Here is a 21,938-nt window from a genome sequence, read left to right on the forward strand (position 1 = left end):
AGCGGATCAGTTTTCACCCGTTGTTGACACAAGTGGGTGCAATTGCTTCTATCGCGAGCGGGCTACGCTTTTCTCAACTCACTATACCCAATCTTGATTCAGTTACAGGGAATGTATCGAGGTTGATGCAGGATATACTCGCAGGCGTAGAGCAAGACATTCCAGCTAAAGCTCAAAAATTGAGGGAGTATTATGAGGATGTGGTCGCGATTGAGTCTGCGCCAGCAAAAACGCTCACTGTATTGCAGGCTCTTAGATATATAGAGTTCATAATTTTCTTGCTCATGTTCTTCATGGAATTGGCAAGCTTTCAAGCTGCCCATAATGAAAGCCGCTTAACGGCTGCGTACAGAGAACAGAATTTAGAAATCCAGCGTGATCTCTTAACTCAAGCCCACACTTTCGCTCATCACCTTCAAAAAGCGAACGGGATGGATCCTGAGCAGACGTCAGGGCTAACTGAATACGTTGTCGTCCGCTCAGTTAATTTGAGAGTTAACGCGGGGACTGGTGCCGACTCGCATATCATTACGACCCTTCACCCGAATCAAAAAGTGAGGCTCATTCAGCGCGGAACTCATCCGAATAAAAAGTGGATTTACGTTAGTTATACTGACCACATCGAAGGGCTTCCCCGCTACGGCTGGGTATACAAAAAGTATCTTAAGCGGATTGGCTCATGACTGGTATCTCAGGTGAGGTATAGAGCAATGATTTTAACACCCGAGAGAGGAACGAGAATCATAGACAATTCGATCATTTTGAATTAACGGAATTTTATATTTATAACTGCGCTGATTTCTCGGGGGGATTACAACTATCTAATAAGCAAAAAAATATGCACAGAAGGCAGAGTTTTGGCAGCATGTTGGTAGCAAAATGCACTTTGTTATGATTCCTGGTGACTCAACGAAGACATTGGTTACGGTTTTTGCAGTAAAGTGAGCTAATGTAGTATTCGCACTTTATGAATATTACTTTTGTGCCATTAGTGGACACTAAATCTTGTCACCAAGTGATCAAAAACCAATCGAACACGTTGTGGTACTGGACCACGTTGAGGGCGATAAATAAATAAATCCCAAGGCACAGGCTCGGCCTCTTCTAACACTCTCACAAGTTTCTCTTGGCGTAATAAGTCTTGGGCCAAAAAGTCAGGAATTTGAGCAAACCCCAGTCCATTTTGTACACCCATTAATTCAGCTTCGGCGTCGGCACTTCGAAAACGTGTTATGGATGGCATCCACTGTCTGTCCATGGAAAAAACCCATGGCCAAAGCTTTCCCGTATTGCGATCTACTAACCCTGTAACCGGCAAGTGGTTTAGATCTTCAATAGACGCAGGCCTTCCCACTCTATCTATTAAGTCAGGCGAAGCCACGACATACAGATTAATTTTGGCGAGCTGGCGGGCAATAAATCGACTATCCCTCATGAAGCCGATACGAATCCCAATATCTATTTTTTCGTCAACTACATCCACGCGCTCGTCACTGAGTGTCAGGTCTATATCCAGTTGAGGGTGTACTGTTGAGAGTTCCATTAATGCTGGCATCAAGCATTTATGACCAAAACCAACAGGCGCTGCGATACGAACCCGCCCTTGTAATTCATTACCCGAGTCAGGGGCACTTGTTTGAAACAATTCATCTACAGCGCGCAGGCGTTCTTTTGCGATCACAGCAAATTTTTCTCCAACCAGGGTCACTTGTATATGTCGCGTATTTCGATGAAATAAAAGCTCCCCCTGCAATCGCTCTAACTCCTTCACTGCTCGCGTCACTGCCTGAGGAGAAATTCCCAGACGGTTAGCCGCTTCTTTAAAGCTGCGAGACTCTGCAGCAGTACAAAATATCCGGAGCATTTCCAATCTGTTAAGCATCACAGTCACACTCAGGTTTGGTATGAATACACAAATATTATTCCAAATTATGGAATTGTCAAATCAAAACGTTTCCATTTATTGGTTTTTGAAGGTGAGGGATAATTTGCTTGTTAGTTAGACATAGTCATACATTCAACTGATTTGAGGATATTAACTATGAGTAGTGTTTCAGCAAACAACATCAGCGGTAAGGTCGTTGTGATCACTGGTGGTAGCAGCGGTTTAGGTGAGACCACGGCAAGACATTTAGCCAGTCTTGGCGCGTCTGTTGTTTTAGGTGCCCGACGTATCGACAAGCTTGAAGCTATTGCTGCTGACATACGTACAGCGGGCGGAAAAGTTGCGGTTCAAGCGACAGATGTGACTCGCCAGGACGAAGTGAAGGCCCTTGTAAATCTTGCACAAGAGCGCTTCGGTAAAGTTGATGTGGTTATCAATAATGCAGGGTTAATGGCTATTGCTCCGTTAGCTGAGACTCGAGTTGACGAATGGGATCGCATGATTGACATCAACGTTAAAGGTCTGCTGTATGGAGTAGCCGCAGCGCTTCCGATCTTTCAGGAACAGGGATCCGGCCACTTTATCAATATTTCGTCCGTAGCGGGTATCAAAGTATTCAGTCCCGGCGGCACGGTTTATAGCGGAACCAAATTCGCTGTTCGCGCTATTGCCGAAGGCTTGCGCCATGAAGTTGGGGGTAAAATTCGTTCAACAATCATTTCACCAGGTGCAGTCGAATCTGAATTAAAACATGGAAGTTCAGATGCTCAGGGTGCAGCCTTTGTAAAAGATTTTTATCAGCAAAATGAAATTCCATCTGAATCTGTTGCTCGTGCTATCGCATACGCAATTGAGCAGCCTGCGGATGTGGATATCAACGAGATTGTTCTGCGCCCAACTGTTCAAGAGTTTTAATTCGTTTAATAAAAGACCTATTAACCAGCGGGTGAATTAACCACCCGCTGAATATTCAGATTGTGAGGTTATTGATGACTGCGTTAAACGGACAAATGCGTACTTTGATATTAGATAGCTATGAAGAAGGTACAGTATTCCGGGATGCCCTGATTAACTTACCTTCTCCATCAGCAGGTCAGGTGCAAGTAAAAATAATTGCGAGTGGCGTCAATCCTATTGATTACAAGATCCGCCGAGGTATAGCTCCTTATGCCATGCCGGAATTACCCGCAATACTTGGCACCGATTTGGCTGGAGAAATTGTTGCTATCGGCGACGGCGTCACCGACTTTGCAGTAGGCGATGCAGTTTATGGTCTGACTGGCGGAGTGCGAGGGTTGCAAGGCTCATTGGCTGAATATGCCAACGTAGATGCTGAGTTACTTGCTCTCAAACCGAAAAATTTGTCCATGCGTGAAGCTGCGGCTTTACCTCTGGTTGCACTTACCGCTTGGGAAGGTTTGGTTGACAAGGCGAATGTTAAAGCGGGCCAGAAAATCCTTATCCAGGGTGGAGCTGGCGGAGTTGGGCATGTAGCTGTGCAAATTGCTAAGGCCTTAGGTGCCGACGTTTATGCCACTGCATCGACTGGAAAACAACAGCTGCTCAAGGCGCTTGGTGCCACGCCAATTGATTATCACACTGCAAGCCCTGCGGAGTACGTGGACGCATACACCCAAGGCAAAGGATTCGATATCGTTTACGACACTGTCGGTGGCTCTGTACTCGATGCCTCATTAGGTATCATTGCACATTATGGACATATTTTAAGCTGTGCTGCATTCGGCTCACATAACCTGGTACCGTCGTCATTGCGCTCTGCAACATTGTCAGGGATTTTTGTGTTACACCCAATGCTCAGCGGAGAGGGGCGCAAACATCATGGTGACATTCTGCGGCAAATTACGGCTCTCGTTGAAGCTGGACAAATTAAGCCAATACTCGATCCGTTATGCTTCTCCCTTGACACGGCAATGGATGCACATAATGCTGTAGAGTTGGGGTCCATGGGTAAAGTAGTTATTGATGTAATTGCTTAAAGAGACATTGTTGAGGATGCATATGAGCCCAGGAAAACTAATTCGAACTGTTCGTTTCCATGAATTAGGTGGCCCCGAGGTGTTAACTATTGACTCACTGGCGAGTCCAAGTTTGCAGGCCACTGATGTTCGTATTGCGGTCAAAGCTGTTGGGCTCAATCGTGCTGATGCCATGTTTAGGCGAGGCCACTATATAGAAAAGGCTGACTTCCCTTCGCGAATCGGCTATGAAGCATCCGGGATAGTCATTGAAGTCGGGGAAAAGGTGAATCATTTACGCATTGGGGAAGAGGTTTGTATTGTCCCTCAGATGGGGCTTTCTCAGAATGGCTGCTACGCAGAAGAGATTGTCGTACCAAGTGAATATGTGGCACCCAAACCAGCAGGGCTAACCTTTGCTGAGGGCGCAGCAGCTTGGATGCAGTACCTGACAGCTTATGGCGCTTTGGTCGAAATTGCTAACGTGCAAAAAGGCGATTCAGTACTGATAACCGCCGCATCGAGCAGTGTTGGATTGGCTGCGATTCAAATTGTGAATTCCCTGGGGGGTATCCCTATCGCTACAACTCTAACAGGAGCCAAAAAGGCTGCTGTGCTCAAGGCTGGCGCGGCCCATGTGATTGCAACCCAAGAAGAACCGCTGCTGGATAGCTTGAGAAGCATATTGGGAGCAAACAATTTAAAAGTCGCATTTGATGCTGTCGGTGGGCCACAGATAGCTGAAATTGCTGAAGCAATGAGCCCTGAAGGAACAATAATAGTACACGGAGCATTAAGTCCCGAAATAACTCCTTTCCCCTTAAAAATAGCACTTCGTAAAAGTCTGACCGTTAGGGGGTATGTGTTTACTGAAGTTATAAAAGACATCGAGCGTTTTCGCAGAGCAAAGCAATTTATCCACTCGGGTTTATCCGAGGGAACACTCAAGCCTGTCATTGATCGAAGCTTTAAATTTGAAGAGATAGTAGCAGCGCATCACTATCTGGAGTCAAATCAGCAGATTGGTAAAATAGTGGTCGAACTTGATTAACCGTTCGTAGCTTCCGCTAGTCTCTGGCCGGCGCATAATTCACCGCCAGAACAATAAGAAAAAGGGGTAGTGTATGGTAATTAGCGATCTTCTCTGGCGGCGTCCGCGCCATCACATGGATGTCGATGAAAACCACGACCACGTGCACTGGGTGGAACTTTTCTTCGATCTGGTCCATGTAGTGACAATTTTCATTCTGGGAAATTACCTGTCCCATCATCTGGGGTGGCAAGGATTCTGGGTGTTTACCGGACTGTTCCTGGCAATTTTCTATGCCTGGGCAGACAGCTCGCTCTATAACTCGCTGTATATCTCCACGGACATGCCGCATCGCGTGGTGATGGCACTTAAGATTGTCACGATGATGACCGTCGCGGCGGCGATTCCCGACGTGGCCGGTGAAGGCTGGACGTATTTCGCGCTGGCCTATGCGTTGAATCGGGCGCTGACGGCCTATCTTTACTGGCGGGCGCGCTGTACCGACAACGCGGCCAATAGACTGGCGCAGGAACAGGCGCGGAATTTTTTCGTGTTGGCCGGGGTGTTCGCGCTGTCGGCTTTTTTGCCGACACCGGTTGCCTACTGGGTCTTTGCCGCCGGCGTGGCAGCAATCCAGCTGCAGTACATGCTGCCGCGCGTGGGCACGCTCCGCTTCGAACGCTTTGTGCCTCAACTCGGACACATCTCGGAGCGCTTCGGCCTTCTGATGTTGATCTTGCTGGGTGAAGGCTTCTTTAAACTGGTGGTCACGCTGGCCGACAAGGGCGTCTACAGCGTCAGCGCGGGTACGCTGTTCAATGTGACCATGGGCGGCTTGTCCCTCTTCGCGCTGGCCTGGACTTATTTCGACTGCGCCGGCAATGAAAAACCGAAGAGCCGCACCAGTGCCGTGCTGCTGAGATACTGGTTTGCTCACATCGTGATTTTGTGGAGTGCGGTGACGATTGGCGTTGCGCTGGCCGGACAAGTCTACGTCGGCCTGTGGGAGCCTTATCCGCCCGGCTACGCCGCGCTTGGCTCGGTCGGCCTAGCGGTGTTTTTAGCTTCGCTATGGGCGCTGCGTCGAACCGTGACTGATGCCACCGACAAATACCACAGCGGCGGTCTGAGGCTGTTCGGCATTGTCATGGCACTGGTTGTGCTAGCCGTTCATCCCCTCGTACCGTCGATTGTCAGCAACGGGCTTTGGGTCCTGGCGCTGTTCTCGCAGATTGGTGTGCCGATTTTTCTGGCGCTAAGAGATGCGCGCCGGTCTGATAAAATGCTGTGATGGAACATGGCTACGCCCATGCAATTTGACAGATAGCCGCCAGGGATTTGATGGGTTCTTCTTATGCTCATTAAGCCGTAGAACCACATTCTTTTCGGAAGCATTCATCAAGCCGGCCTTTTTGTTTTCGTGATCAGTGATTGTCCGTTGGCGCTGTCCACGCCGGCGCTTCGTCCTCAGTTCGCCGTGCGTCCTCCCGCATGGCGAGCCCCAGTGACTCTTCGAGCTTCACGAACAACTCCCCGTAGCGCCGGCCGGTGGCACCTCGGGGTGGACCACCTCGCTGACCGTTGGTGCCCTGGGCTTAGACCTGTTTGAGCACAGTCAGAATGCGATTCACAAGGCCACCGGCAGTGACAAGCCCGAAGGCTGGGATCACCAGATCTCCGAAGGGGGCGAGCCTACCTTGCGGTGCTCCGCGGCCTACCACCAGTACCTGGATGGCAGTGAGCCGGACAGCAAGTTCAAGGTGACCTACTTTGGGAACGTCGGATACCTCACTGAATTTGGCGCCGCCCTGGTGTTCCGGGGAGGGCTGATTTCGTCGCCGGATAACCGCTTCAACCCGGAATTGATGGCATACGGTGAGCGGGCGCCCAGCGTCTCCGCGGTCGGCGGTCGGGAGAACTACTTCTGGGGCGGACTGGTGCTGAGCAAGCGCTTTGGCAGTCACTGACAACCGGTGTACATCACCCTGGGAAATACCATGTATACCGCTGAACAATTGGTTTTCAGCAAGAGCAGGGCGCATGGTTAGGCTTAGGCATTACTGGAAACGGAGAAACGATATGAGCAACATCGTTGAAGTAAACGACAGCAACTTTGATGCGGCCGTTGGTCGTAACGACAAGCCGGTCCTGGTCGATTTCTGGGCACCCTGGTGCGGCCCCTGCAAGACCGTTGGCCCCATGCTTGATGAAATCGCCGACGAACTGGGCGATGACCTGGTAGTGGCCAAGGTCAACGTGGATGACAGCCCGGAAACGGCGGCTCGCATGGGAGTCCGCAGCATTCCGACCCTGACGCTGTTCCGCGAGGGCGGCGTGGTGGCCCGGCAGACCGGTGCCGGCACCTTGGGCCAGTTGCGGGCCTTCGTCAAAGGCAACCTGTAATTCACCGGCTCGAATCAACACCCTCTTGTTATGGGAGGGTGTTTTTGTGTGCCGGTTGCGCTGCCCGCCAATGCTGGTCAGACTTATCCGAGTCCATTGCCATCATTCAGGTACCCCACGATGAAAACCCAGGAGCTGCAACTCCTCTATATTTTCGACGCCATCATGACCGAGCGCTCGGTGACCCGAGCCGCCGAGCGTCTGGCCATGACCCAGCCGGCGGTATCCAACGCAATTTCCCGGATGCGCCAGATCTGGAGCGACCCGCTGTTTGTCCGCAAAGGTCGTAACATCGAGCCAACGTCTTATGCCTTGAGCCTCTGGGACCAGGTAGGCGGGCCCATGTACGCGCTAACCAACGCGGTTTCAGCCACTCAGTTCGACCCCGCTAATTCCAAAAGGAAATTTCGCATCGCCGCTACCGACGTGATCGTTGAGATGGTCTGGCGCCAGTTAATCGAATTGCTGGAGCGGGAGGCGCCCGGTGTCGATCTGCACGCGGTCCCGTACACGCCCGATGGCACCTACGACGATCTGCGCGAAGCTCACGTGGACCTGGCGGTTGGCGTTCTGAACCAGCACGACCACAGCCTGCGGAGCACCTGGTTGTTTGAGGGTGGCTACGTGCTGGCGATGCGCGAAGGACATCCGCTGGCGGGTAAGCCGATCACCATGGAGGAATTCCTGGAGGCCCGGCATTTGCTTGTGTCCATGTCGGGCGACGCCCATGGTTTCGTGGACAGCTACCTGAACCAGAAGGGGCAAAGCCGCCGGATTGCCGCCACCGTCAATCATTTCTCCATCATGCCGCATGTGCTTCGGGAGACAAACCTGATTGCGGCGGTGCCGGAGCTCATCAGTCAGGACTGCGGTTTTGTGAACGGGCTCTGGATGGGAGAGCTGCCCTTTGAGGTTGATCCCACCAGCATGTACCTGGTCTGGCACACCCGCCATGACCGGGATCCCGGCATTATCTGGATTCGGGACCACCTCGAGCGCCTGCTGCGGGATCGCTGGCACGAAATCATGACCACCTTGCCCTGCGGGCGGCACCTGAAAGCGGTCTAACCGGCCAGAGAAGTCGCCGCCACGGATTGTGGGGTTGGCCAGGTAAGCGCCGGCCTCAGACTGGAAGAAACAAGAAAGGAGATCGCGCTTTCAAAGGTCATGTGTTCTGCGCAACGAAAAAGGGGGCTAACAGCTCCCTTTCGACATTATGCTTCAGCTAACTCTTTCAAGGTAAGGGTAGTCAATATACCCTTCCGCACCCTGGGAGTAAAAAGTCGCCGGATCTGCTTCGTTGAGCGCGGCGCCAAGCTTCAGGCGCTCCGGGAGGTCCGGGTTGGCAATGAAGGGCACGCCAAAGGCGACAGCGTCGGCCAGTCCGGATTCGATGGCTTGTTCTGCTTCTTCACCGGTGTAGCCCATGTTGAGGATCAACTTGCCCTTGAAGTGTTCGCGGACCGGAGTAATGACGTCCGCTTGCTGTTCCCCGAAAAAGTCGCTGCGCATCAAATGAACAAAGGCCAGGCCGTAGTCGTTCAGGCGCTTGGCGAGCCAGGTAACCAGACCGACCGGATCACTGTCCTTCATGCTCTGGAAACTGTTGAGGGGGCTCAGTCGAACACCGACGTTCTCGGAACCGAACACTCCGGATACGGCTTCAATCACCTCCAGCAGAAGTCGGGCGCGATTTTCGATCGGGCCACCGTAGGGGCCTTCTCGATGGTTGGAGCTATCACGCAGGAACTGGTCCAGCAGATAGCCGTTGGCGCCATGAACCTCAACACCGTCAAAGCCGGCGCGCTTGGCATTCTCGGCGGCGGTGCGGAAACCGTCGATGATGGCCGGGATTTCGCTGTCGGCCAGTGCGCGGGGAACCGTGTAGGACTTCTTACCTTCCGGTGTGTGCACTTCATCGCTGGTGATGGCAATGGCGCTGGGCGCTACCGGATCCTTGCCATTGTTTAACACCGGGTGGCAGGCGCGGCCACCGTGAAAGATTTGCAGATAAATCTTGCCACCTTTGGCGTGTACCGCATCAGTGACTTTCTTCCAGCCTTCAACTTGCGCCTCGGAATAGATACCGGGCTCGCGCCAGAAGGCCGAATTGCCTTCAATAGCCATGGTCGCTTCAGTGATGATCAGGCCGGCAGAGGCACGCTGGGCGTAATACTCAACCATCATATCCGTGGGAACGTGATCAGCGTCGGCACGGACGCGGGTGAGGGGGGCCATGAAGACCCGATTGGCCAATTCACTGGCGCCCATTTTCAGGGGAGTAAAAAGTGTGTTCATAGCATCCTCGGGAAATTTAGTGTACGAGAGCTGATAGTATATCCGCCCGTTGGCCGGGCGGACTAATTCGGACGAGATATATCAATCATCATCCTGACTGATGCGACAGGCTGTTCATCGGCTCCGCTTTTCACGAGTTCGTCCTGTAGAAGATACGGAACCACACCGGTAAGCCCGGCGGCTTCTTCCTCGGCGTTACTGAATCCTGCGACCTGTTTGCCGTCTATGATCAGGTTGCCGTTGTTGTCGCGGATGTTGAGCAGAGCTGCCGGACCATGGCACACGGCGGCAGGTAGATAGCAAACCGCATCGAACAGTTCAGCGTCTCGGAGTGATGACTGTACTGCTTGTGCCAACCACCAAAACTTTTATTACTGCTCAGATTTTCAATAGTCATTGCAACCTCTCAACAAAACGGTCGCCCGCCTGACTGGCAGGCGACCAGATTTCATTACTTGTCGTAGTGAATAACGGTACGGATGCTCTTGCCTTCGTGCATCAGATCAAACGCCTTGTTGATATTTTCCAGCCCCATGGTGTGGGTGATGAAATCGTTCAACTTGAATTCACCTTGCATGTACCGCTCAACGATGTCCGGCAGCTCGGAACGGCCCTTCACGCCACCAAAGGCAGAGCCTTTCCAGACCCGACCGGTCACCAGCTGGAACGGACGCGTGGAAATTTCCTGGCCGGCGCCCGCAACACCGATAACCACCGACTCACCCCAGCCTTTGTGGCAGCATTCCAGTGCTGAACGCATTACATCTACGTTGCCGATGCACTCGAAGGAATAATCCACACCGCCGTCGGTCAGTTCTACGATCACTTCCTGAATCGGCTTGTCGTAATCTTTCGGGTTGATGCAGTCGGTCGCGCCCAACTGGCGGGCCAGCTCAAATTTGCTCTCGTTGATGTCGATAGCAATGATGCGGCTGGCTTTAGCCATGGTGGCACCAATCACCGCCGACAGGCCGATGCCGCCCATACCGAAGATGGCCACGGTAGCGCCCTCTTCTACTTTGGCGGTGTTCATCACCGCACCCATGCCGGTGGTTACGCCACAACCGAGCAAGCACACTTCTTCCAATGGCGCTTCTTTGTTCACTTTTGCCAGAGAAATCTCGGGCAGTACGGTGTACTCAGAGAAGGTTGAGCAACCCATGTAGTGATAGATCGGCTCGCCGTTTAACGAGAAACGAGTGGTGCCGTCTGGCATCAGGCCCTTGCCCTGGGTTTCACGAATCTTCCCGCACAGGTTGGTTTTACCAGAGGTGCAGAATTTACATTCGCCGCACTCAGGGGTATACAGCGGAATAACGTGGTCACCCACTTTCAGGCTTGTAACGCCTTCGCCTACCGACTCAACAATACCGCCGCCTTCGTGGCCGAGAATGGTCGGGAAAATGCCTTCGGGATCTTCGCCAGACAAGGTAAACGCATCGGTATGACACACACCGCTAGCGATCACCCGGATACGTACTTCGCCAGCTTGAGGTGGCATCACATCCACTTCTTCAATGGACAGAGGTTGTTTCGGGCCCCAGGCGATAGCGGCTTTAGATTTGATGGTCTGAGTCATGTTGTGTGCTCCAGATTTTGTCGGGCTTCGGCAGGTTCTTCTGCCATGTTGATGGGATCATTGTATTATTATTCTTAAGATAGATAATCGGCCAATTAAGCAAATCACCTTTACTGTATAGTAACAATGAACCGTATTTTGTTTGCTGGCGGCATTTTGTATCTAAGCTCACCCAAGTCGTAACGCAAGGAACTGAACATGTTTATTTGGGAAGGGGTCAGTGAGTTTGTGGCGGTCGCGGAAGCTGAAAGTTTTACCGCTGCGGCGAAACAATTGGGCATTTCCACAGCTCAGGTGAGCCGGCAGGTCAGCGCACTGGAATCCCGGCTTTCGACCAAACTGCTGTATCGCACCACCCGCAAGGTTTCGGTGACGGAAGCCGGCCAAACCTACTACCAGTATTGCCGCCAGGTACTCGATGGTCTGGAAGAGGCCGAGCGGGCCATGACCAACCTGCAACTTATCCCCAAGGGAAAATTACGGCTGACCGCACCGGTGACCTATGGCGAGAAGGTGATCGCCCCCTTGGTGAACGATTTCATCCTGCGCTACCCGGAGTTGGAGGTGCAGCTGAATCTGACCAACCAGAAGCTGGATCTGGTCGGTGGCGGTTACGATTTGGCGATTCGGCTGGGAAAACTGGAAGATTCATCCATGATGGCCAAGCGGTTGTCGTCACGAACCTTATACGTGTGCGCCTCGCCGGAATACTTATCCACCTATGGTGTGCCGCATTCGCTTTCGGAACTGGACCGGCACAATTGTTTGCAAGGCAATCTGGATTACTGGCGCTTTCAGGACCGAGGTAAGCCCTACAACGTTCGCGTTAAAGGCAACATGAAGTGCGACAGCGGTTGGGCGTTGCTGGACGCGGCCCTGAAAGGCATCGGGATCGTGCAACTTCCCGATTATTACGTTCAGCCGTCATTGGCCTGTGGAAAACTTATGAACTTGCTGGAACATTATCAAGAAGCCGACGATGGAATCTGGGCGATTTATCCACATAACCGGCATTTATCCCCAAAAGTGCGGATGCTGCTGGATTTCCTGGACGAATCGTTAAGTTAAATTCTGTGGGGCCGTGGCGGGCAGTAGTTTTGTCAGTTTGTCCAAATGCGCCGTTTGGCCTGCGTCAGTTTCGCGGCGGTCTCCAGCCGTACATATACCAAACGCCTCTGGTCATCCGCCGCGTCGCAACTCCCTGACACCCCGGCCCAGCTTGCGGCGCAACAGGGCCCGCAGGGTCACCCCATCCGAGTACCCGACCTGTGCGGCGACTTGGTCGACGCTCGCGTTTCCGGTGCGCAAGAGATGGACGGCATGCTCCACGCGCAGGTCCTGGAAATACGACAACGGTGTCTTGCCCAAAACGCTTTGCAGCCGCCGCGCCAAGGTGCGCTCGCTTGTGCCCGCGGCGCTGGCCGCCTCGGCCAGCGAGAACCCCTTCGCGAGCTGACTTCTGGCCCAGCACTCGAAGCGCTCCACCATCGGGTCGGCATGCGCAAGGTGGTCGGGAATCACGAACTCGGCTTGCGAACTGCGTGCCTCGACCAGCAGATAGCGTGCTACTAGGGCCGCCAGCGCCGGACTGCGCCCCCGGATGATGCGCAAGGCCAGGTCGACGTGGGCCAAAGCGGCACCCGCGGTAGTGAAGCGTGTCGAGTTCACGAGCATGCGTGACTCGTCCAGCGTGACGTTCGGATAGCGCTGCCGAAACATCGGCCCCAGCCACCATGACGTCGTCGCACGATGCCCATCAAGCAGGCCACTCTCTGCAAGTAAGAAACTACCGGAGCAGGCGGCACCAAGGTGCGCGCCAGCGGTGGACCACAGCTGTAGCGCGGCGACCGCATCGGGCACGTCGGGGCGTGTGAGCCGAGCCGAGAGCGTGTCAGGCATCTTGTCACCAAACGCGGGCACGAGTACGACGTCTGGTTCCGGCACACCACGCGCAGTGACCACGGGGACCGTCAAGCCCTGCGCCGTTAGGATGCGACGCCGCACGCCCACCAGCGTGAGCTCTATGTGCGCGGGAGCCTGTGGCAGCGAGCTCGACATCGCATTGGCCAAGCCCACTGTGTCAGTGAGCGCCGCAAGCCCCAGATCAAACACGCCATCACAAACAAGGATATGAAGTTTCATGGCAATAATGATATCAAAGTTGTCATTTTTGTCTATATAAATGGTTGTCATGAAGACTTAGACTGCAGGCTCGTCGGTGCTTTCACCTAAACCATTTACCCAAAGGATTACAATATGACCAAGCTCGCCCTGTTTGTTCGCCTCGAAGCCAAACCCGGCCAGGAGGCTGCGCTTGCCGACTTCCTGGCCAGCGCACTGCCGCTCGCCAACGCCGAATCCGGCACCACTGCCTGGTTTGCATTGAAGTTTGGCCCTTCGACGTTCGGTGTGTTCGATGCCTTTGCCGATGAGGCAGGTCGCCAGGCACATCTGAACGGCCAGATCGCCGCGGCCTTGATGGCCAACGCCGCGACCTTGCTCAGTTCTCCGCCCAATATCGAGAAGGTCGAACTGCTTGCAGCCAAACTGCCTGCATGAAAACCCGGCCTTGACTCAATCAGGTCACGCTGCGTAGGGCCACACGGCCCTACGCAGCCCCCCTCGATTGCCGGGGGGGGATGTTCGGCGACAATTAGGATGACCAGTTGACGACAATTCTCTTGGCAGCCAGCCTTCTGATTTTAACAAGGTCGATAATACTGATGCCTGTAGTTGCCCCAACTAAACTGAGCACCATCTTGCCAGTTCAGCCCGGTATTCCCCGGTGGCATTTCAGACTCTTGTGCGGGTGGCTGCGATTATAGTCTCAGATCCATTTCGGCAATCTGGCCATCACAGTGGCTGGATCAGGAAGGTCGTACAGGTATACATCGCCCCGCTTAAACGTCTTCACAAAAGCCTCCGCTATGCCGTTACTATGAGGGCTTCGCGCGGGTGTGATATACACCACAAAACCCAGAGCGGATGTGAAGACTCGCGTTTCTTTGGCAATGTAGCAGTTGCCATTATCCGTCAGCCATTCCAGAGATTGTGGCACCCACTTCGACTAGCCGAACCGGTATTTCGGGCTTTCCCGCAGTACTCCTGTTACCTGCTTCCAACTTTTAATTCATTATGATCTTAGTAATGTTCATCACCAGAGATAGGTTCCGGAGGCGAGGTTGTGCCACAGAGTTGGCAGGGTGAAATCAGTGCAAAGGTCTTGAAAGTGTGTGCTAGCTCAATAGCGTAAAATAGCCGGGCACTGTCAGGGCACCATTTGGGCACAAGCCAAAAAAAAAGGACCTGCGCTTTCACGCAAGTCCTTGATATTCGTGGCGCACCCGACAGGAGTCGAACCTGTGACCTCTGCCTCCGGAGGGCAGTCGTGGGTTCGGTGGTAAATCGTTAAATCTAGGTGTGGTAAGGGTTTAAACGGTGTTTTGATTTTTTATTTGGTGTCGAAATTGACACTTTTGAGATCATTTAATGACAAAAATGGTCACAGAAAACCGACGTGGAAATTTAAATTTTTGACCTTTGCCTCGCGACAAAAAATTCTGAATATTCGGAAAAACCTGAGTTTTTAGGTGGAAAAAATTCCACCATTTCGAACGTGGCTTAGGCGCGCTGCATAGGTTATAATTTATGCGGCTCATCCTAAGGGTACATGATAATGAAACGCACAAAAAACAGCTCAGATAAACAAGAGCGCTTTGTTCCTAATATTGAGAACTTCAAGACCAGTCTTGGGTACGAAGGTCTCAAAATGAAAGAGTCTTTTGAAAAGCAGTCTATCGCATCTTTAAAACGTAAATATGCGAGATAAGTACGGCGCTGGTCAAGATCCGTATTGTTACCCGGACTCCGATGTTTTAGTTAACAAGCTAAACATTCGCGATGAGGAAACTCTTGTCGCTGCCGAAATAGAATTTACTACCCTACGTTATAAATCCTACACAGCTACTACATTAGGCAGTCAGGAATTCACACTCGAGCATCTACAGCGTTTACATCTGCATTTATTTCAGGATGTATACGATTGGGCTGGCGAGTTACGAACAATTGATATTTCAAAAGGTGCAACTCGATTCTGTACGGCATCAAGAATCAAAGCTGAGGCGGATAGGTTATTTCGCCAAATTCCTTTGTTAGAACATGCGAAAACACCAGAGGTTTTCGTGCGTGAAGTTGCTGATTTATACTGCGAGATTAACTTATTACATCCATTCCGAGAAGGTAATGGGCGTGCGCAACGATTCTTTTTTGAAGAAATGCTATTTGCACTTGGTTATGATGTATTGTGGCCTGAAATATCGCAGCAAGAGTGGGTCTATGCCAATGTTTCTGGTGTGAATCTCGATCTTCAGCCACTTGTCGATATTTTTTCGAGCGCCATGAAGACAAGAGCAGAGTTCAATCAGTACTAGCACTTTCTACGCATAACTACTCCTATTTTTGGGGGGATTACAAATGGACTTTATGAGTGACAGCTTGCACAACAAAGTCAGGTTCCGCACATTTAACGTTATTGACGACTTTAATCGCGAAGTTTTAGGTATTGATATTGCAACCAGCATGCCGTCGTTGCGCGTCATACGCTATCTTGACCAACTTGCGGAGTGGCACGGTTACCCTGAGAAAATTCGGGTAGATAATGGCAGCGAATTCACCTCGGAAGTGTTTGTAAATTGGGCAAAAGCGCATGACATTATGATTGACTACATTAAACCCGGTTGCCCATATCAAAACGCCTATATTGAACGATTTAACCGAACTTATCGTGATGATGTACTCGATTGCTACATTTTCAACAACCTGAACGACGTAAAGCAAATAACCGAAGACTGGATTGAGCTATACAACAACGAACGGCCGCACGATTCACTCAATGACATGACACCATTTGAGTACCGAAATGCGGCATAAATACTCTACGAGATGACTGTGTTAGAAATGGGGTATTTACATTTCTTCCACTATCCTCACACTCATTGTCATCCCGGTATTCTATACGCTGGTGAAACAGCATCGATTAAGGCCTCGTTAATCAACGGATGGTGGATGAGGGGGCACAAGCTGCTGAAACATCTGTTCTTCAGCAGCTTGTGTTATCAGAGCATCATTCCGTGGGTTATCGCCCCATTCAATCGCGTGAGCCACGAAGCCGGAGAGCGTTGAAAACCACCGATGCCGAGCTGAGACTCATTGCGAGTGCGGCGAACATGGGTGAGAGCAGAATACCCGTGAGGGGATACAACACACCGGCTGCGATCGGGACGCCAAGCGCATTGTAGATAAACGCGAAACCCAGATTTTGCTTCATATTAGCGACGGTACTATCGGAAAGGTGCCGTGCGGTGGAGATTCCACGCAAGTCGCCTTTGACCAGGGTTACCTGAGCGCTGTTCATGGCAACGTCTGTACCCGTCCCCATGGCGATACCTACGTTAGCCTTTGCGAGAGCCGGGGCATCGTTAATCCCGTCCCCAGCCATAGCTACAATACAACCTTCAGCTTGAAGCTGTGTGACGAGGTCAAGCTTGTCAGCAGGTTTGACTTCGCCGTGCACTTCGTCGATTCCCAATTCCTTGGCAACAGCGTTAGCCGTTGCAATACCATCGCCGGTTGCCATGATGATACGAATCCCCGCTTGCTGGAGATCTCGCACTGCTTCCAGCGTGCTCTGTTTGATCGGGTCGGAGACAGCCAACAGGCCTGCAAGTTGGCCATCCGAGGCGAGATACATGACACTCGCACCTTTTTCGCGCAATGAGTCGGCGATGTTTGTCAGGTGGGTAACATCAATCCCGTCTTGCTGCATCAGAGCTGTATTGCCCAGGACCAGCGACTTACTATCGACTTGGCCACGAACGCCGATGCCGCTACCTGATTCAAAATCGTCGACTGCACTGAGTGTGAGGCCGCGCTCGCGCGCCGCGTTCACAATAGCGTCGGCAAGTGGATGTTCACTGCCTTGATCGAGGCTCGCTGCAAGACGTAGTACTTCATCGGCAGTTATGTCACCTGCCGGAATTGCTTGTTCAAAAGCCGGACGTCCTTCAGTCAATGTGCCGGTTTTATCAACAATCAGAGTATCGACTTTGCGGAAGTTCTCAATCGCGGCGGCATCGCGAAACAGCACGCCTTGCGTAGCGGCTTTGCCGGTTGCCACCATGATGGACATGGGTGTGGCCAGCCCCAACGCACACGGGCAAGCGATAATCAGCACCGCAACAGCATTTATCAAACCGTACACCCAGCTCGGTTGCGGACCGAAGAATCCCCAAACGAACAGAGTTGTTATGGCGATGACCACTACAGCCATAACGAAGTAACCGGCAACCAAGTCAGCCATGCGCTGCATGGGAGCGTGCGAACGCTGCGCCTGCGCTACGAGCTGCACAATCTGAGAGAGCACTGTGGCAGAACCCACTTTCTCTGCCCGAATCACAAGAGCGCCTGAAGTATTCATCGTCGCGCCAATCACCTTGTCTCCGGGCCGCTTGCTTACGGGGAGTGGCTCTCCGGTCAACATCGACTCATCCAATGAGCTATTACCTTCCTCTACCGTGCCGTCAACCGGGACTTTTTCACCAGGGCGAACGCGCAAGCGATCACCTTCATGTACGTGATTCAAAGGCACATCTTCCTCAGTGCCATCCTTGTTGATCCGCCGTGCTGTCTTAGGCGCCAGACCGAGCAAGGACTTGATGGCAGCTGATGTTTTCGAGCGTGCCCTCAACTCAAGCATCTGACCCAACAATGTCAGCGAAATAATGACAACTGCTGCTTCAAAATAGACTGAAACGCGGCCCATCGACATGAAAGTTTCAGGGAATATGCCCGGTGCTATCGTCGCGATAGTGCTATAGATAAACGCCGCTCCAGTACCAAGGCCTATCAGCGTCCACATGTTCGGGCTGCGGTTCACTACTGATTGCCAGCCCCGTACAAAAAATGGCTGCCCTGCCCACAACACTACCGGTATTGAAAGAACGAGTTCGATCCATGTTTGCACGCTCATGCTGAACCAGCCAAGCTGCGGGCCGAACATAGCAAGTATTGTCACGATGACAGTAAACGGCAGCGTCCACCAGAACCTGCGTGAAAAATCTTTCAACTCTGGATTGTTATCATCATCCAGACTGGGCATCAATGGCTCAAGAGCCATGCCACACTTTGGACAGGTTCCCGGGTGATCTTGCAGGATCTCCGGATGCATAGGGCAAGTGTACGTCGTGCCGGGCTCATGCGGCGTTGTATGTTCCTCCGACTTGGTGGGATCGAGGTACTTTTCCGGGTCATCACGGAATCTACCCAAACACTTGGTGCTGCAAAAATAGAAAGACTTACCCTCATGCTCCATGTGATGGGATGAATTCTCTGTAACTCGCATGCCGCACACGGGATCTGAGAGCGGCGCATCTGTGTGCGACGGATCCACGTGGTGTGGATGTTCTGATTGATTCTGCCTCATAACAACTAATCCTCTCGAGGTATGTGCCAAATTCCGTATACGCGTGCGTATAGCCTCATGACTGCATACATTTACTTCTTTTCAGCACCACTTTAACCCATTGGATGTACTGGTCAACTAAATCCGGACACATTTTTAAACAATAATTCATGGTTAACTGGCGACCTGCCGCCGTTGGCCGAATGTAGTCGCTTCAGGTGGTAGTAACGGATGTAAGCGGCCACATCCCTTTTCATATGTTCACGTGTCGGTTGTGACACTTTAAAGAGCCAATCATGTTTCAGGCTGCCAAAAAATCGTTCAACAACTGCGTTGTCCCAGCAGGCGCCAACGTCGCCCATACTCGCTCGCATACCAAAACGCTGAAGCTGCTTCCGGTACCGCTTGCTGGTGTACTGCGACCCGCGGTCGCTATGGAACACCAGCCCCTTGCTCGGCCTGCGCAGGTTGTAAGCCGTAATCAGAGCCCGCAGCACCAAACTGGTGGTCATCGTTTTATCAATTGCCCAGCCCACGATGCGCCGCGAATACAGGTCCATCACAACCGCCAGATACATCCAGCCTTCGCCGGTGCGGCAGTAGGTCACATCGCCCGCCCAGATCTGATTCGGGCCCACTGGGTTGAAATTCTGATTCAGCAAATTGCCCGCTACGCTGTCGCTGTGTTTGCGCTTGGTGGTTACTTTGTAAGCCACGCGCTGCGTCACCTTCAAGCCCATTTGATCCATAAGCCGGCGAACCCGGTATCGGCCAATTTCAAAGCCTTCCGCGCGAAGTGCCTTCATCATTTTCCGGCTGCCCAAGCTGGATCTGGTCGCTTTGAACAGTTCCTTGATCCGGCGGCGAAGCTGCAGCTCTTGAGCGCCAATCAGCTTGCCCGGGCGCTTGCACCAGTCATAGTAAGCCGACTTGCTGACCTTCATAACCCGACACAGAGCCCTGATTGGGTAGTTGCCAGATTCGACCTTGATGAATTCAAACTTTACTTTATTTCTTTCGCGAAGAAGGCAGCTCTCTTAATGTCGGACTCCCTGAACAATTCTCGATAATTGAGAAACTTAAGACGAGCTATCCAGTAAAGAAACTGTGTGCGGTGTTCAATGTTCACCGCAGCAGCTTTAAGTACTGGCAACAACGTTCAAAACAGCCTGTATGTGCGAAAAAGGCCAAGGAAATCGCTAAGGTCAAAGAGCTTTTCCGTGAAAGTGAAGGCTCAGCTGGAGCTCGCAGTATCGCTGAGATGGCGACTGCTCAAGATGTACCTTTAAGCCGTTATCGCGCTGGACGCCTGATGGAAAGACTTGGCCTTATTAGCTGTCAGGTTCCTGGCCACACATACAAGAAAACTGGTGATGAACATGTTGAAATACCGAACTATTTAAATCGACAGTTTAATGTCGAAGCGCCTAATCAGGTTTGGTGTGGCGACGTAACTTATATTTGGACTGGCAACCGCTGGGCTTATTTAGCCGTTGTTATTGATTTATATGCACGAAAACCGGTTGGCTGGGCGATATCGCTATCACCAGATAGCGAACTAACGAGTAACGCGCTGAAAATGGCTTATGAGAGCCGTGGACGCCCCAGAGGCGTCATGTTCCATAGCGATCAAGGCAGTCATTACACGAGCCGTAAGTTTCGCCAAACGCTTTGGAAATGCCAAATAAAGCAAAGTTTAAGTCGACGTGGTAACTGCTGGGATAATGCACCAATGGAGCGGTTTTTCCGAAGCTTGAAGATTGAATGGATGCCAACTTATGGATATCGCTCTTTTTTACAAGCGCAGCATCACATCGTGAAATATTTAATCGGGTATTACAGCCAGCTTCGACCGCATCAGCATAATGGTGGTATGAGTCCGAATATGGCAGAGCAAAAATACTGGATTAACTATAAACCGGTGGCCAGTTTTTCTTGACCACTACAAGTAGACCTCTTATTTGAAAAGCAAGATGTAGATTGTTTGTTTCCGGCAAGCACTGCAACTATACCTAACCCCGATTCATTTATTTCAAGTAAGCCTATAAATATCACAAAAGCCTACATTTTTTCTCTCACCACTTATCAGTCAATTCAAGAATTTGAAGGCAAAAGATTAGCTATTCGTCGAGGGCTATCTATTGGAAATATTAGAAAAAAATTTAATGCACAATATATAAATATTGACTCTGATACGGCTTTAATTAAGTTTTTACATAAAAATAGAACGGATGGAATTATTGCGTACATAGCAGATATAAATTCAGCGTACAAAGCTCTAGAGTTGCCTCTAGATTATTACAATCAAGAGAATCCAATTCATGCATCTTTGGACGCTTTTGTCTGTCACAAAACCGAAATAAACGATAAAAAAATGAAAGAGATTAATAAAAAGATAAAAGAACTAAGCTCATCCGGAAAACTTAGTTCTTTATTAAAGTCAGTTAAATAGCTTTATTTCCTATTTCTACTAGAAGAATGGGTATGAAGCACTTTCCAATCACCATCTACTTTCTTAAATAGAAACGTTTGGAAGCCTGTTTTATCGAAGGTTTTTCCTGATTTTCTCACCTCACCCTTTACCGCTGTATCGGCAAGCGCCCAAGCAAACTCATCTTCAATATGAATTTGGATATTGGAGAAATCCAAGTTCAAGAAAACCAATGCGTCTTTTTCTGGTTCAACGTGGTGCTCTACTAAATCTGTTAAACCAACATTTTGACCGCCCGACTCAAAATACCTTGCTCCTTTGAAATCAAGAAAGTGCTTGCGAAAAGGCTTACCATCGCCATTTTCCCAACCATATTTAATTTGATGAATGATGTGAGTAATTTGCTTCTCGTCATTCATATGGCTTTTATCATGTGCATTCGAAGAAAATGCCAGCATACTCAACATCGTTATTGCTACAAATTTAGTCATTTGTTGTTCTCCGTTGTTTGACCAATAAATTAATGTGACCAATGAATGTGCTTGATTTTCCATTTACCGTTTTGTTTTTCCGGCACCATTGTTTCCATGCCTTGATAGTTGCGCTCTTTACCTTTGTAAGTGCCCTTGGTGTGACTGCGCGAAGCAGAGATAGCCGTATTTCCAAGAATCGTTACTTGATGCTCAAGTGTTTCGCTCTTCATAGCTGCTAAATATTTCATATCCGACAACATATGGTGATGAGCATATTCATCAGCACTTCTTTCAACGCGGCCTCCCTCATAAATCATCACGTCACTAGCTAGTTGTGCCCTTGCAAGTTCCTTATCGCCAGTTTGAAGGGCATGACCCACTATGTCAACCTTGTTGTCCAGTTG

Annotated in this window: 20 protein-coding genes and 4 pseudogenes; 14 read left to right on the top strand and 10 right to left on the bottom strand. The window is 51.0% G+C overall.

Annotation, left to right across the window (positions count from 1 at the left end):
* Positions 1-683, top strand: a 683-nt coding sequence (locus IDAT_RS13350; protein WP_034734187.1) for an SH3 domain-containing protein, incomplete at its 5' end; no start/stop codon positions are given.
* A 305-nt stretch (positions 684-988) separates the two neighbouring features.
* Here the strand turns inward: IDAT_RS13350 and IDAT_RS12340 are convergent.
* Complete coding sequence (locus IDAT_RS12340) at positions 989-1,882, bottom strand: LysR family transcriptional regulator (RefSeq protein ID WP_034734190.1); 894 nt, start codon at positions 1,880-1,882, stop codon at positions 989-991.
* A 159-nt stretch (positions 1,883-2,041) separates the two neighbouring features.
* Here IDAT_RS12340 and IDAT_RS12345 point away from each other — a divergent pair, with 159 nt between their 5' ends.
* From IDAT_RS12345 to IDAT_RS12375, 7 genes are all read left to right on the top strand, one after another.
* Positions 2,042-2,800 (top strand): SDR family oxidoreductase, encoded by a 759-nt coding sequence (locus IDAT_RS12345; RefSeq protein WP_034734193.1) that lies wholly within the window; start codon positions 2,042-2,044, stop codon positions 2,798-2,800.
* 74 nt (positions 2,801-2,874) lie between these two features.
* Positions 2,875-3,882 (top strand): zinc-dependent alcohol dehydrogenase family protein, encoded by a 1,008-nt coding sequence (locus IDAT_RS12350; protein ID WP_034734196.1) that lies wholly within the window; start codon positions 2,875-2,877, stop codon positions 3,880-3,882.
* Between the two features lie 22 nt (positions 3,883-3,904).
* On the top strand, positions 3,905-4,912 hold the full coding sequence (locus IDAT_RS12355; RefSeq protein WP_034734198.1) for a zinc-dependent alcohol dehydrogenase family protein: 1,008 nt from the start codon (positions 3,905-3,907) through the stop codon (positions 4,910-4,912).
* Positions 4,913-4,985: 73 nt separating this feature from the next.
* Positions 4,986-6,182, top strand: coding sequence for a low temperature requirement protein A (locus IDAT_RS12360; protein ID WP_034734201.1), 1,197 nt, complete (start codon positions 4,986-4,988; stop codon positions 6,180-6,182).
* 283 nt (positions 6,183-6,465) lie between these two features.
* On the top strand, positions 6,466-6,858 hold the full coding sequence (locus tag IDAT_RS13225) for a lipid A-modifier LpxR family protein (RefSeq protein ID WP_280113589.1): 393 nt from the start codon (positions 6,466-6,468) through the stop codon (positions 6,856-6,858).
* Positions 6,859-6,970: 112 nt separating this feature from the next.
* Positions 6,971-7,294 carry a thioredoxin gene (trxA, locus tag IDAT_RS12370; RefSeq protein WP_034734206.1) on the top strand — a complete coding sequence of 108 codons (324 nt, stop codon included), beginning with the start codon at positions 6,971-6,973 and terminating at the stop codon, positions 7,292-7,294.
* Positions 7,295-7,414: 120 nt separating this feature from the next.
* Complete coding sequence (locus IDAT_RS12375) at positions 7,415-8,362, top strand: LysR family transcriptional regulator (protein ID WP_034734210.1); 948 nt, start codon at positions 7,415-7,417, stop codon at positions 8,360-8,362.
* Between the two features lie 153 nt (positions 8,363-8,515).
* Here IDAT_RS12375 and IDAT_RS12380 read toward each other — a convergent pair whose 3' ends face one another.
* The 3 genes and pseudogenes from IDAT_RS12380 to IDAT_RS12390 form a co-directional block, all read right to left on the bottom strand.
* Positions 8,516-9,592 carry an alkene reductase gene (locus IDAT_RS12380; RefSeq protein ID WP_034734212.1) on the bottom strand — a complete coding sequence of 359 codons (1,077 nt, stop codon included), beginning with the start codon at positions 9,590-9,592 and terminating at the stop codon, positions 8,516-8,518.
* Positions 9,593-9,860: 268 nt separating this feature from the next.
* Positions 9,861-9,989 (bottom strand): annotated as a pseudogene (locus IDAT_RS13535) (S-formylglutathione hydrolase); the annotation flags it as partial.
* 54 nt (positions 9,990-10,043) lie between these two features.
* Positions 10,044-11,171, bottom strand: coding sequence for an S-(hydroxymethyl)glutathione dehydrogenase/class III alcohol dehydrogenase (locus IDAT_RS12390; RefSeq protein WP_034734215.1), 1,128 nt, complete (start codon positions 11,169-11,171; stop codon positions 10,044-10,046).
* Between the two features lie 198 nt (positions 11,172-11,369).
* Between IDAT_RS12390 and IDAT_RS12395 the strand changes: the two genes are divergently transcribed.
* Positions 11,370-12,239 carry a LysR family transcriptional regulator gene (locus IDAT_RS12395; RefSeq protein WP_034734216.1) on the top strand — a complete coding sequence of 290 codons (870 nt, stop codon included), beginning with the start codon at positions 11,370-11,372 and terminating at the stop codon, positions 12,237-12,239.
* A 111-nt stretch (positions 12,240-12,350) separates the two neighbouring features.
* Here IDAT_RS12395 and IDAT_RS12400 read toward each other — a convergent pair whose 3' ends face one another.
* Positions 12,351-13,364, bottom strand: coding sequence for a GlxA family transcriptional regulator (locus IDAT_RS12400; protein WP_034734219.1), 1,014 nt, complete (start codon positions 13,362-13,364; stop codon positions 12,351-12,353).
* 63 nt (positions 13,365-13,427) lie between these two features.
* On the opposite strand from IDAT_RS12400, the gene IDAT_RS12405 reads away from it, so the two are divergent.
* The gene (locus tag IDAT_RS12405; RefSeq protein WP_007182542.1) at positions 13,428-13,730 is read left to right on the top strand and encodes a putative quinol monooxygenase; all 303 of its coding nucleotides are present in this window, start codon (positions 13,428-13,430) and stop codon (positions 13,728-13,730) included.
* A gap of 271 nt (positions 13,731-14,001) precedes the next feature.
* Here IDAT_RS12405 and IDAT_RS13235 read toward each other — a convergent pair.
* Positions 14,002-14,274, bottom strand: a pseudogene (locus IDAT_RS13235) (IS3 family transposase); the annotation flags it as partial.
* Positions 14,275-14,989: 715 nt separating this feature from the next.
* On the opposite strand from IDAT_RS13235, the gene IDAT_RS12410 reads away from it, so the two are divergent.
* Positions 14,990-15,601, top strand: coding sequence for a putative adenosine monophosphate-protein transferase Fic (locus tag IDAT_RS12410; RefSeq protein ID WP_034734223.1), 612 nt, complete (start codon positions 14,990-14,992; stop codon positions 15,599-15,601).
* Between the two features lie 43 nt (positions 15,602-15,644).
* Complete coding sequence (locus tag IDAT_RS12415) at positions 15,645-16,100, top strand: IS3 family transposase (protein WP_034734225.1); 456 nt, start codon at positions 15,645-15,647, stop codon at positions 16,098-16,100.
* Between the two features lie 217 nt (positions 16,101-16,317).
* On the opposite strand, the gene IDAT_RS12420 is transcribed toward IDAT_RS12415, so the two are convergent.
* Positions 16,318-18,651: a heavy metal translocating P-type ATPase gene (locus IDAT_RS12420; RefSeq protein ID WP_081909844.1), complete on the bottom strand. Its 2,334-nt coding sequence runs from the start codon at positions 18,649-18,651 to the stop codon at positions 16,318-16,320.
* 113 nt (positions 18,652-18,764) lie between these two features.
* Positions 18,765-19,658 (bottom strand): annotated as a pseudogene (locus tag IDAT_RS12425) (IS3 family transposase); the annotation flags it as partial.
* A gap of 5 nt (positions 19,659-19,663) precedes the next feature.
* Between IDAT_RS12425 and IDAT_RS12430 the strand changes: the two are divergent.
* Together IDAT_RS12430 and IDAT_RS12435 are read left to right on the top strand one after the other, a co-directional pair.
* Positions 19,664-20,569 (top strand): annotated as a pseudogene (locus IDAT_RS12430) (IS3 family transposase); the annotation flags it as partial.
* A 45-nt stretch (positions 20,570-20,614) separates the two neighbouring features.
* A complete protein-coding gene (locus tag IDAT_RS12435) occupies positions 20,615-21,082 on the top strand; it encodes a type 2 periplasmic-binding domain-containing protein (RefSeq protein WP_034734238.1) in 468 nt (155 codons plus the stop codon).
* A 2-nt stretch (positions 21,083-21,084) separates the two neighbouring features.
* Here the strand turns inward: IDAT_RS12435 and IDAT_RS12440 are convergent, their stop codons facing one another.
* Together IDAT_RS12440 and IDAT_RS12445 are read right to left on the bottom strand one after the other, a co-directional pair.
* The gene (locus tag IDAT_RS12440) at positions 21,085-21,552 is read right to left on the bottom strand and encodes a YybH family protein (protein WP_034734241.1); all 468 of its coding nucleotides are present in this window, start codon (positions 21,550-21,552) and stop codon (positions 21,085-21,087) included.
* Between the two features lie 29 nt (positions 21,553-21,581).
* A partial coding sequence (locus tag IDAT_RS12445) for a YybH family protein (RefSeq protein ID WP_034734244.1) occupies positions 21,582-21,938 on the bottom strand: 357 nt, incomplete at its 5' end.

Source organism: Pseudidiomarina atlantica, from assembly GCF_000753735.1.
GTDB lineage: Bacteria > Pseudomonadota > Gammaproteobacteria > Enterobacterales > Alteromonadaceae > Pseudidiomarina > Pseudidiomarina atlantica.